At 43.5% G+C, this 12,403-nt stretch carries 7 protein-coding genes and 3 pseudogenes; 9 read left to right on the top strand and 1 reads right to left on the bottom strand.

Going from position 1 to position 12,403, the window contains the following annotated elements:
- Positions 1 to 180 precede the first annotated feature (180 nt).
- A pseudogene (locus ICL16_RS27195) lies at positions 181 to 1,428 on the bottom strand (phosphohexomutase domain-containing protein); the annotation flags it as partial.
- A gap of 916 nt (positions 1,429 to 2,344) precedes the next feature.
- On the opposite strand from ICL16_RS27195, the gene ICL16_RS27190 reads away from it, so the two are divergent.
- From ICL16_RS27190 to ICL16_RS27150, 9 genes and pseudogenes are all read left to right on the top strand, one after another.
- Positions 2,345 to 2,737, top strand: a complete 393-nt coding sequence (locus tag ICL16_RS27190; RefSeq protein ID WP_190834333.1) for a hypothetical protein — start codon at positions 2,345 to 2,347, stop codon at positions 2,735 to 2,737.
- A gap of 50 nt (positions 2,738 to 2,787) precedes the next feature.
- Positions 2,788 to 3,823, top strand: a pseudogene (locus ICL16_RS27185) (IS701 family transposase).
- A 900-nt stretch (positions 3,824 to 4,723) separates the two neighbouring features.
- Positions 4,724 to 5,047 (top strand): hypothetical protein, encoded by a 324-nt coding sequence (locus tag ICL16_RS27180; protein WP_190834331.1) that lies wholly within the window; start codon positions 4,724 to 4,726, stop codon positions 5,045 to 5,047.
- 169 nt (positions 5,048 to 5,216) lie between these two features.
- Positions 5,217 to 6,320 carry an ABC transporter substrate-binding protein gene (locus tag ICL16_RS27175; RefSeq protein ID WP_190834329.1) on the top strand — a complete coding sequence of 368 codons (1,104 nt, stop codon included), beginning with the start codon at positions 5,217 to 5,219 and terminating at the stop codon, positions 6,318 to 6,320.
- Positions 6,321 to 6,388: 68 nt separating this feature from the next.
- Complete coding sequence (locus tag ICL16_RS47405) at positions 6,389 to 7,465, top strand: sodium:calcium exchanger (protein WP_190834327.1); 1,077 nt, start codon at positions 6,389 to 6,391, stop codon at positions 7,463 to 7,465.
- Between the two features lie 71 nt (positions 7,466 to 7,536).
- Entirely contained in the window at positions 7,537 to 8,511 is a 975-nt protein-coding gene (locus ICL16_RS27165) for a TIGR03885 family FMN-dependent LLM class oxidoreductase (protein WP_190834325.1), read from the top strand.
- 35 nt (positions 8,512 to 8,546) lie between these two features.
- On the top strand, positions 8,547 to 11,231 hold the full coding sequence (locus ICL16_RS27160) for an MGH1-like glycoside hydrolase domain-containing protein (RefSeq protein ID WP_190834323.1): 2,685 nt from the start codon (positions 8,547 to 8,549) through the stop codon (positions 11,229 to 11,231).
- Between the two features lie 32 nt (positions 11,232 to 11,263).
- A pseudogene (locus tag ICL16_RS27155) lies at positions 11,264 to 11,764 on the top strand (DUF421 domain-containing protein).
- A 203-nt stretch (positions 11,765 to 11,967) separates the two neighbouring features.
- The gene (locus ICL16_RS27150; protein WP_202895746.1) at positions 11,968 to 12,372 is read left to right on the top strand and encodes a hypothetical protein; all 405 of its coding nucleotides are present in this window, start codon (positions 11,968 to 11,970) and stop codon (positions 12,370 to 12,372) included.
- The last annotated feature ends 31 nt before the right edge of the window (positions 12,373 to 12,403 follow it).

The following is a 12,403-nucleotide window of genomic DNA, read 5'->3' as shown; positions in this document are numbered from 1 at the left end:
AGCCCGAATATCTTCTGCTTCCAGTGCCGCAATGATTTCTGGTAACTTCATGGGGTTAGGCTCATCGATACCGGAAACTGGATTCATAATCAAACGTGCATGTTTCATTTGCCTAACCTCATACACAAGAACTAAGTCATTACCTTGATTACTAATTCATAACACACGCAAGTCCTAGCAGTGATTGTAAACCTGACTACTAGCCTCCTTCGTTGCTTCTTCCACTATCTGACTCAAGGGTTTGCCTTCGTAGGCGATCGCTTCCGCTACAAGCAGATTAGCTAAAAAGCCATCTTTTTCTGGAATATGACCAAGGATGCTAAGTCCCCCAGATTCTTCGCCACCAATCAGTACATCAGTTTGCCGCATTTTCTCACCAATGTACTTAAAGCCTACTGGGGTTTCGTAAATCTCTAGTCCGTACTGTGCTGCGAGGTTATCAAGTAAATGAGTAGTAGCTACTGTTCGCACAATCGCACCCTTTTTTCGTTTGTTTTTTATCAGGTGACGTGTTAGTAAGATTAAGACGGTGTTGGACGAGAGAATATTGCCCTGTTCATCAACAATTCCGCAGCGATTACCTTCCCTATCCGTCATCAAACCTAAATCTGCTTGTTGCTTGACAACTTCCCCCAGTATTGTCATCTGCTCCCCAAAAGATCGAGGCATTCTAACGCCCAAAATGTTGCGAGTTGTTTGAGTCTGTGTCTGACAGCCGCAATGTTCTAAAACTGTATTTAAGTAGCTAAAAGAGGTGGAGTCAAGCGCATCGTACTTTACCTTCAGTTGGGCATGACGAATTCGTTCTATATCTAGCTGTGAGTAGAGAAACCGTAGGTATTCCGGCTTCGGGTCAAAACAGGAAAACTTCCCAGTTAGATCCTCCGTTGGAGGTATATCAGTTACACCTTTGATATGAGCTACAATTGTATCGGTGATTTCCTTAGTAGCTGGTCCTCCATAATCAGGTATATATTTAATTCCGCAGTAGAGTGTAGGGTGATGACTGGCGGTGAACATTAAAGCCCCGGCACTATTAAGGTAACGAGCGTTGTAGGCAATCACTGGAGTGGGGCAATTCTGCTTTGAAATCTTCACCATCCAACCTAAGCCCGATAGTGCAACAGCGGCAGTACAGGCTAATTGGTCAGCTATAAAGCGGGTGTCGTAGGCAATCAAAATGGGTCGGTCTTTGGAGTAGGCGGTTTCGAGATAACGTGCGATCGCCCACGTCACCTTACGTAGATTAGAAAAGGTAAAATCATCAGCAAAAGCAAAGGTAAAATCATCAGCAAAAATCCCTCGCCATCCAAAGGTAAAATCATCAGCAAAAATCCCTCGCCATCCAAAGGTAAAATCATCAGCAAAAATCCCTCGCCATCCATCGATACAAAACTTGATCTTGCTGAAATCGCTGCTATTACTCATAAACTGTCACCTTCTTAAAATCTAAAAGCTAAAGATTGATGCACCCCAGTAACTGCCAGTTTCTAGATTTGCACTTTGACGAAGCAATCCCGAACCTGAATTTCAGTAGTTAGCGCCTCCTCTAACTCATCCTTGCATAGAGCTAGGGATAAATCCTCAAATTGATAATCTAGGTAATCATCTTTTAAGCAACATGTTACTGATTGCTGAACACAAGTTCAACATAGTCAATAAAGATGCCTTAGCAATACTTAAGGCGATCGCACTCTCGCATAAAAGTACAAACTATTTTCACCATTATCTCTGTTTACACTCTTACAAAGTGATTTGTTATCAGTAGGCGCAAGTATATTTTTCTCAATTTCGCCTCCGCTCACTTTGAAGCTGTTAAACAACTAATTCCACATCATACAAAAACAGCGCTCTTTTCACAAGTAAGCCCTTAATAGTTTTTCAAGTTTTAGTAATATTAAATTTTTCTTTATCTACCTTGTCTGACAGTATTTTGTGTCCGCTCAGCACTAAAAAACGCATTAATAATTTAGCTAAAAATTATATCATTTGATATATTGTTTAATCTATGATTTAAACGTTATTTATAAAAAAATCAACTTAAGTATATAGATAGTTATATTGACAAACGGCTGTTTTCAAATATAAATGTTATCTATAAGAGGTAATCTGTTTGGTTGTAATCAGGAAACTTCCTAATATAAACTGCCCTATAACTATAAAAATTACTAAATTTTTATACTCAAAACTCCTTTTACATCCATGTTGCAATGATTTTTTCATATAGCTGTTTGGCGTTGCGATCTGGTTTCTGTGAAATTGAAATAAGGTATCTAACTACTCTAAACCCAGAAGGTGTTCAGAGGAGAGGTATATGAAATTTGAATAACTAGAGGTTTTTGACATGCGACAGGCAGAGTTAATACAATTTTATGTATCAGCAGAAGAAAGTTTTAATCAGACGACTTTGATTGAAGCTCAACTGACTAAGGCAACACATAATACCACAAAAGTTCAGGTTGAAAACACAAATTCTGGACTTTTACCTATTGTTTTGATTTCCTTTATGATTGTTGGGGCATGTATCATTTTTCTCGGTTCAATCTCCAGCAATGTTTTACGAGATAAAAATAAAGTAGTAATCAGTAACCACTATCGGCAAGTTCCCTGTAGAAAATGTCAATATTTTCACGACAACCATTATCTTAAATGTGCAGTACACCCTTCTACTGCTTTAACCAAAGAAGCAGTCAATTGCTCTGACTACTTGTCTAATAGTATAGGACTTACGCATTGACAAAGTGGTAAAAAAGTGTATTGATAAAAAGTATCATCAACTTACCAGGTATCGGACAATCAGAGAAATCAGCTTTCCCCTCGACAGCACAGTGCAATCTGGAACATTACACTCTGTTTTTGCTATCAGAGCCAAAACATGGCGGATGTTGTAGATTAGCAGAAATATTAGAAAACGTTTCACAAGAAGCGTGTGAATAGATTCTTGCTGAGAGAGAGATACGAACCGAAAGATTTATTCGATACAGTCCAGGAATTTATAAATATAGTAGGCGGGATTTTAAGTGTTGATGACACAGTAGTAGAAAAATTGTATAGCGACCCAAGCAAGGCAGAATTAATCGGTTATTTTTGGTCTGGTAAATATCATCTCTTGTATCAAAGGAATAAATTTAATCACACTGTATTACAGTGATGTACATGGAAATTCAGTACCAATAAATTACAGAATATACGACAAAAGGGAGGGAAAGACTAAGAACGACAATTAAGGAAATGCTTAAGGAAGTGATAGATTGGGGTGTAAAGCCAAGAATAGTGACAGGGGACAGTTGGTACTCAGGAGTAGAAAACTTAAAATTTTTAAGAAACCAGAAATTGGGTTTTCTATTTGGGGTTGAGAAAAATAGAACTGTATCAAATGAACCGGGAAAGTATTGCCAGGTAAGCAGTCTGGATATTCCAGAGCAAGGTTTGAGAACTCATTTGAGAGAATTTGGATTCCTGCGCGTTGTTTAGGAAAGTCTTTAAAAAAGAAGACTCTAGACACTATATATTGTATCTACCAGATGATGAATCTCTCCAAGAAATAACTAGAAGCACCTTCGTGACAATTCATGATACCCATTGGGGAATTGAAAGTTTTCACAGAGCCATCAAACAAGTATGCGGAATTTGTCGATTCATGGTTAGAGATAGCCAAGCAATCAAAACACATATATTTTGTTCGATTCAAGCATTTGTTCGTTTAGAAAAAATGCGTTCTGAAAACTTAATTTCTAATTGGTATGAATTACAAAGGAACTTATTCACTTTGGTTTTGCGTGATTACATTGTAGAAAATCTTAACAATACTTGTGCTGCTTAGTATACATGAATGGGATTTTTTGTCAATGCGTAAGTCCTACAAACTATAACAACCCCCCTTCAGGACATCTTCCGACTGTGGAAATTGGGTATAACTTTGACGTAGCTTTCAGTGGTGCACTTAAAAGGTGCGGCTTTTAAATCAGCACTGCTTGCAAGCTTATTCTCCAATAAACTTAGTTGCAAAAAAACGGTTTCATGATAATATGATTAATAGACAAAATTAAAGCTTAGCTTTCCAGTGTGGTGGAGTCTGTCAAGACCTTAGGGTCTTACTGGAGCATTTAATGGAGACCCGCCTATGGATGACTTAATTGATATTGACTCTATATTTCCAAAAGCAACACTTAGCCATAATCAACACAAGTGTTAACTAAGTAGTTATATAGGATTACTATTTGATTTTTGAAATACACGTAGGGTGGAGACTGCCCACCATATCTGGGATTTGTGCGCTTGCGCCCTGCCTAGATATACGTAGATTTGTTCAGAAATCAAACCGGATTCCTATATATTATATCAGTAAGTAAGGAAATTAATAGCATTGCATCTCAAGCAAATTTCTATTCTGAAAAAAATGCTGGAATATTTTGTACAGATGCTGTTAACATTTTTGCTTTGGTGCTTAAGTTTGTGCACCAGTATCTTTGTGCGGTAGCTATTAAGAATATTACATTTATGCAGTTGAAGCAGACTACCCTTACCCAAGCTATGGATTGCTTGAAGAGATAAGGGAGAAACATCTAAAGTGTATGTCTGCAGCATCTGTTATATCTGCAATGAGAAATCCTCTTGTGGAAGAGGACTTGTAGTTAGTATGAGTTCAACAATCGCAAGCTCAGAATCACCAATTACTTAAAATGGAGAATTTATTGTGCAGCAAGTGTATCTTATTTATTGTATGAAGCCTGCTGAAGATAATTTACTTGCTGTGAAAATAGAAGTAGCAGCAGGTAATGAGATTAAGGCAATTAATATAGCATCTAAGCAAGCTGAAGAATTACTAGAGCAAGCATTTCCAAAGGGTTGGAAATACCGTCCCTATCTTGTCATAGCGAATCAAGGTAAAGTATTAGCATCAACTGGATATGAGATGTTTTTGCAGTTGAAAAAATTATTAGGTACTCAACAAGGATGGAACGTATACAGTATGGCTCAACAATATGGGGTAAAGGCACCAAGCAAAGTAAATAATTTTTCTTCAAGACTAAGTTTGTGCAAGTAGACTACCTGATCAGAACTTGTGGAATTAACGTGTAGAAAAGGATCTGCTAGATAGGGATAGCGGCGATCGCTGCCATCCCTACTGCTGTAATCTAGTTGATTGTCCCTCGTCTAAGTGGCAACACTTCAAGATAGTGAAATAGGTAAAAAGAACAGGGAGCATCTGTGTAATGTCTTTTTTCAGAATGAAACGGCGGCAATTTCTCCACAGTAGCTACTTCTTGACAGGGTTGGGACTATCGGCTTGTGGCTTGGCGGTTAGCTCTTCAAAGGAGAGCCTCGCTTATAAAGTGGCGACGCGAGGCAAGATGAAGGTTTATGCATGGGAAAACTATGTAAATCATCAGGTGTCAGAGGAATTCACCAAAGCGACTAGCATCAAGCTAATTGTAGATACATACCCTGACCAAGAAACCATGCTTGCCAAAATTGAGGGTGGCGGTGGAGCTGGCTACAGCGTTGTCTACCCCAGAGATTACATCACCAAGCAAATGATCGATATTGGGCTACTGGAGCCTTTGGACAAAAGCAAACTCACTGCCATAGCTGACATCGCTGAAAATTTCACTCAACCCTATTACGACCCTGACAACACCTATAGCATACCTTACGTCTGGGGGACAACTGGCATCATTTACAATTCCACAGCACTCAAGACTGCACCGACAAACTGGCAATCGCTATGGGATCTCAAAGATCAGCTAAAGAACCGGATCAGCTTGTTAGGTGATGGGCGCGAAGTCATAGGAATGACGTTGCACACTCTAGGCTATTCTTATAATTCCAGAAACGAAGCTCAGATTAAAGCAGCTTATAAAAAACTACGAGAGCTAAAAAGTGCTGTTACCGCCTTTACCTCTCATGAATGGCAAGAAAAGTTGGTTAAAGGAGAATTGGTTTTATCAATGGCATACTCAGGTGATGCTTTAGCTGTGAGCAGTCAGTACCCTAACCTGAAGTACGTGATTCCTCAGAGTGGAACCTCTTTATGGAACAGCACTATGGTCATTCTAAAGACGGCTCCTGCCAAGGAGGCTGCCTATGATTGGATTAACTTTAGTTTAAAGGCTGAAAACAGCGCTAGTGTCATCGAAGCAAGTGGCTTTGGCAATCTCAACAAAGCTGCAACACCCCTGATCTCAGATAAGATTAAGAATAAACCCGACTGGGCACCTTCAAAAGAAGTGCTTGCTAAGTGTGAAAGAATTCAACCCCTCGACGACGCTACCCAGACACTTTTAAATGAGTATTGGTTCCGGCTCAAAAGTGTATGATACTGTGCATACCATTATAGCACTCTGGGCAAAAAATATAAGTAAAAATATTTAGGAAATTAACTAAGGTGCAAACGTTTCTTTGGTTAGCAGTTCTCATTGCTGCCGTAGTGGGAATGGAATGGGGAGCCGATCAAATAGCTGATCCACTTAGGAAATTGCGGCAACAGTGGGGGATCACACAAGCAGCAGGTGCGGCTTTGGTTGCTCTCGCAACGGCTAGCCCAGAGGCGCTGATCAATACTATCAGCGCTGTACGTGGTTCTGAAGATATTGGGCTTGGCAATATGCTTGGTTCAAACATTCTTTCCGTTCCAGGAATCATTACTGTTGCCTACATCGCCTCCAGAATGTCTTCTAATTGCAAGGATAAAGATCATAAGTCAAAAGATCGGCAAAGCTCAACAGACAATGACAAAAGCCACCAGGACCAATCATCCTCCAACGGGAATCAAGGACGTGATAGTTTACTACGCTTGGAACCACAGGCTTTTAGTACGCAAGCAGTCCCCTACGTACTCATTGTAGTGCTAGCGGCTGTGCTTACAATTCCCAAGCCTTGGCGCGGTTTGCAACCAATTGACGGCGGGATCATGCTTTGCGCTTACATAACTTTTGTAGTAAACGCCATTATTCAAGGGCGCACTAAAGGTGAGGAAGTGGAATGGGAAAAAAAAGGGATTGCTCTAGCTATTGGGGGTGCCGTTGTGCTTGCCACATCTGCCTTCTTAGCAGTGACGGCAACAGAGAACCTAGCGACTGAGTTAAAAATTTCCGAAGCGATCGCCGGGCTGTTTATTACCTCAACCATGAGCATCCTCCCAGAATTATTTGCTACCTGGCACTTAGCAAAGGATGGGCAGGAAAGCACTGCGGCTACAGCCGTCTGCGCTGACAATACACTAACCATTACCCTCGGTTTGTTTCCACTGGCAATGATCTGGTTGCCAGTCAAACCAGAAGAGTTCAAGCTCTTTTGTGTCAACATGGCTGCTGTTGTATTGTTTGCGGTATTAGCGGCTACGCTAATGTATCGGGGATCTGAGAAATACTCCTTCTCTATTAAGGATGTACTGATACTCTGCGGAACATACGTAGTTTATGTGGCTGCAGTCTTGTTTGGTGTTCTGAAAGTTTTCTCATAATACCTAAATCATCGCTTGCTACTAGAACAGCGATCGGGACTATTAAACGCAATTTAGTACAAAGAACTGTTATGACAAAATTTGGATATCATGTTTCTCACGAGCAGTTCAAGCCCAGCACCTTATTAGAGTACGTTCAGTTGGCAGAGCAGGCTGGATTCACACATGCTTTGTCCTCTGACCACTTCTATCCCTGGAGTGAGTTACAAGGACAGAGTGGGTTTGCTTGGTCATGGTTAGGCGCGGCTTTACAGGCAACGAACCTTACCTTCGGCGTCGTCAATGCCCCAGGGCAGCGATACCATCCTGCCATCATTGCTCAAGCCGCCGCCACATTAGCAGAAATGTTTCCTGGTCGCTTCTGGGTGGCATTGGGTAGCGGTCAGGCACTCAACGAACACATCACTGGTGGACGTTGGCCGATCAAGGCTGAGCGGAACGCTCGTTTACAAGAGTGTGTTGAAATCATCCGCGCTCTCTGGGCTGGAGAGACTGTCACTCACCACGGTCTGGTTTGTGTCGAGTCAGCGAAGCTTTACACTCGACCCCAGACTCCACCCCAAATTATTGGGGCAGCTATCACTACCGAAACAGCAGAGTGGGTGGGAAGTTGGGCGGATGGACTGATCACCGTTTCTTGCCCACCCCAAAAGCTGCGCTTGGTGGTGGAGGCATTTCAGCGTGGCGGTGGAGAGGGCAAGCCGATGTATCTCAAGGTGCAGCTCTCTTATGCAGCAAATGAGGAGGAAGCACGGTTTGAAGCTTACCAGCAGTGGCGTACTAACATCTTTAATAATGTCATGATGACAGAACTCCAAACTCCCCAACAGTTTGATGCGGCGGCAGAGTTTGTGAAGTTAGAGGATTTAGACAACGCTGTGCGAATTTCTGCCAACACGGGACAGCACATTGAATGGCTCCAGAAGGATGTGGAACTCGGCTTTAGTGAAATTATCCTGCACAACGTCAACACTCAGCAGCAAAAGTTCATTGAGGTCTTTGGTGAGAAAGTGCTGCCAGCGATCGCACATCGCGTGAATTTATAGTCTGGTAATATTTTTTCCATGAGGAGGCTTAAACAATGAACCGAGAAAACAGCTTCAATGCTGAGCTCGAGCGTCTCGAAGAAAGCGCACGGCGGGAGAAAAACTGGAAGCGTTGGGGACCCTACCTTGCTGAGCGCCAGTGGGGTACGGTGCGCGAGGATTACTCCCAAGACGGGTCGAGTTGGGACTACTTCACTCATGATCACGCCCGCAGTCGCGCCTACCGTTGGGGCGAAGACGGACTCCTGGGTTTATGCGATCGCCAGGGTCGTCTGTGTTTGGCACTAGCGCTGTGGAACGGGCGCGACCCCTTTTTAAAGGAGCGTCTGTTCGGTTTGACTAACACCGAGGGCAACCACGGCGAGGATGTCAAAGAGTGCTACTTCTACCTCGACTCGACGCCCACCCACTCCTATATGAAGGCTCTTTACAAGTACCCGCAAGCGGAGTTTCCTTACACCCAGCTAGTGGAGGAGAACCGCCGTCGGAGTCCGAAAGATCCAGAGTTTGAACTCATTGACACTGGTATTTTTGATCAAAGCCGCTACTTTGATGTCTTTGCAGAATATGCTAAGGCAGCTCCCAATGATATTTTGCTCCGGCTGACGATTGCCAACCGGGGTTCCGATACTGCCACACTGGATGTCTTGCCTACACTCTGGTTTAAGAATACCTGGTCTTGGGGTCGCACAGGTGATGGGTATTGGTCAAAGCCTCAGATCGAGCGGGCGAAGGATGGTGGGCTAGTAGCATCCCACGCCACGCTTGGAAGGTTTCGTCTTGTAGCCGAACCATTTTCTGGCAATGCGCCAACATTTCTCTTCACTGAGAACGAGACGAACACAGCACGGCTGTTTGGTACACAGAATGCCAGTCTCTACGTAAAAGATGCTTTTCACACATATATTATAAGTAAAAATATTGAGGTAATCAATCCAGCAGAAATTGGGACAAAGGCGGCGGTTCACTACCACCTTGAGTTACTACCTGGTCAAACGGCAACGCTCAGGCTGCGGCTATTTGCCGAAGAGGAAGCTATGACGGTGTTTGGTCAGGACTTTGAGCAGATTTTTGTGACTCGCATCCACGAGGCGAATGAATTCTATTCAGGTATCTATAAAAACCTACCACTTGATGAATGCCGTGTCCTGCGTCAAGCCTGCGCTGGCCTTCTCTGGTCAAAGCAGTTCTACCATTACGGACTAATGGATTGGCTTGCAGGCGATCCCACTCAGCCATCGCCAGAGGGTAGAGTTAGCCTCAACCGCGACTGGGCGCAGCATCTTTACAATCGCGATGTCATCTCAGTACCTGACAAGTGGGAGTATCCTTGGTACGCTACTTGGGATCTCGCTTTCCACATGATCCCAATGGCAAAACTCGATCCTGACTTTGCTAAGGAGCAGCTTATGCTCTTTTTACGCGAGTGGTATATGCATCCGAACGGAGCACTCCCAGCCTACGAATTTTCCTTCTCCGACACCAACCCACCGGTTCACGCTTGGGCGTGCTGGCGCGTCTATAAGTTAACAGCTTGTAACGGTCAAGGGGATCGCGTTTTCCTCACTCGCGCCTTCCATAAACTGCTGCTCAACTTTACCTGGTGGGTGAACCGTAAGGATATGGAGGGCAATAACATCTTCGAGGGCGGCTTCCTAGGTCTCGATAATATTGGCGTTTTTGACCGATCGCATTCCCTGCCAACTGGCGGACGCCTTGAACAAGCCGACGCGACGGCTTGGATGGCTTTTTACTGTAGCATAATGCTGTCAATGGCACTTGAACTTGCTGAGACAGATCCCATTTACAAGGATCTCGCCTCCAAATTCTTCGAGCACTTCATTATGATTTCAGACGCGATGAACTCTCTGGATGGAACGGGTCTTTGGGATGAGGAAGACGGCTTCTACTACGACCACCTCAGATCCCATGAGCAAGGAATTAGCGAGGGGAAGCCTCTTCCTCTACGGGTTAGATCGCTAGTCGGACTTATCCCGCTTTGTACCGTTGAGGTCTTGGAGCAGGAAGTTGCTAAGCGACTGGGTGGTTTTTCCAAGCGTGTCCGCTGGCTCTTAGAGAACCGCGAGGATCTTTCTCAACATATCTCCTACAAGAAACAGGATGGAACCAACGGGCGTCTGCTGCTGACCATTCCTACGCGAGAACGTCTAGAGCGGATACTGCGTTATCTTTTAGACGAGAAAGAGTTTCTGTCGCCCTACGGTATCCGCTCTCTCTCGCGCATCCACAAAGACAACCCATATTCTTTTTGGGTTGACGACGAGGAGTACCGGGTGGAGTATGTTCCTGGCGAGTCGGATACTAACCAGTTTGGTGGCAACTCAAACTGGCGCGGACCCATCTGGTTTCCGCTCAACTACTTACTCATTGAAGCCCTTGAGCGTTACCATAACTTCTACGGGGATACCCTCAAAGTTGAGTTTCCTACGGGATCGGGACAAATGATCACCCTAACAGAGGTCTCGCAGGAGATCGGGTTGCGCTTAGTAAAACTCTTCATGCCTGATGAAGCCGGACGCTGTCCTTGGCAGGGGGATGATCGGCGTTACGCTCTTGACCCTCACTGGCGAAAACTTACGCTTTTCCATGAGTACTTTCATGGTGATACAGGTCGAGGTGTGGGGGCAAGCCACCAGACCGGGTGGACTGCTCTGGTGGCAGTTCTATTACAAAAATTTTACATAGAGAGAAAATCCTAATGGACAAATTGTTCGACATCAATTGGTAAGAAATTTTCGTTCCCAGCATTTCCAGAACTGAATTGATTATACGCGCAACGCTTGTTTACCTAGCACTGTTTTCAGTTCTACGCATCATGCCTAGCCGACAAATAGGAACTTTAGGAGTTCCCGATTTGCTCGTAGTTGTGCTTTTTGCGGAAGCGGCTCAAAACGCGATGGCGAGTGACTATACATTGATTACTGAAGGAGCAATTCTGGTAGAAACTGTAATTTTTTGGAGTTACTTCCTTAACTGGCTCGGCTATATTTTTAAACCATTTCAGCACTTTTTGACCCCCCCGCCACTCCTGCTTGTGAGGAATGGTCGGATGATCGAGCGTCATATGCAATAGCAACTGATTACAGAAGAGGAGTTAATGAGTCAGTTACGTCAGCAGGGGATGGAATTTATTGCTACTGTAAAAAAGGCATATAGGTCGGCTGATGGTAGTATTAGTGTCATCACTTATGACTCAAAAACCAGTCCTGTTTTTAAGCATCAAGCAGAATAATCTCTCTTGGTGGAGGCGGTTCGTAAAAAAAGTAATTATTTTGGATAACTATGGATAAGTTTTATGGAGCAAAATGAGTGAATTCTTTACGCAAAGTTTTTTCAGTTGGTTTCTCAATCATTACTTTATTGTTTATCTTAAGCTCATTTATATTAATCGTGTTCGCTGTCCTCGAATTATGGAGCGGAATCAATCCCTTAAAAATGACTGACTTGAGATCGCGTTTCAATTCTATAATGGAGAGTGTTGGTTTATTGACAATTGCTGTTGCCTCTCTTGAGCTTGGACAAACAATTCTTGATGAAGAGGTGCTACGTAGCACTGAAATGAGCTTTCCCACCAGAGTACGCCGTTTCTTGTCGCGATTTCTGATTGTCATTATCGTTTCTCTATCTATTGAATTCCTAGTCGCAGTATTTGAACTAATCCACGAAGACCCGTCGCACTTACCACAAGCATCTACTGTAGGACTAGCCACTGCTGCATTACTTGCGGCTTGGGGGATATTTGTACGATTAAATAAGTCAGCCGAAGAGTTAGAACCAGAGGCATTGCAAGAAGTCAAGAGCGAAGACATTAAAATTCAGGGCAATGAAGTTAACAGCTAAGGCAGAAATAAGCGAGTTTAGGATGCAAACT

The organism is Iningainema tapete BLCC-T55 (assembly GCF_014698965.1).
Classification (GTDB): domain Bacteria; phylum Cyanobacteriota; class Cyanobacteriia; order Cyanobacteriales; family Nostocaceae; genus Iningainema; species Iningainema tapete.
The sequence above is the reverse complement of the archived record's forward strand: the minus strand, read 5'-3'. Positions and strand labels throughout refer to the sequence as shown.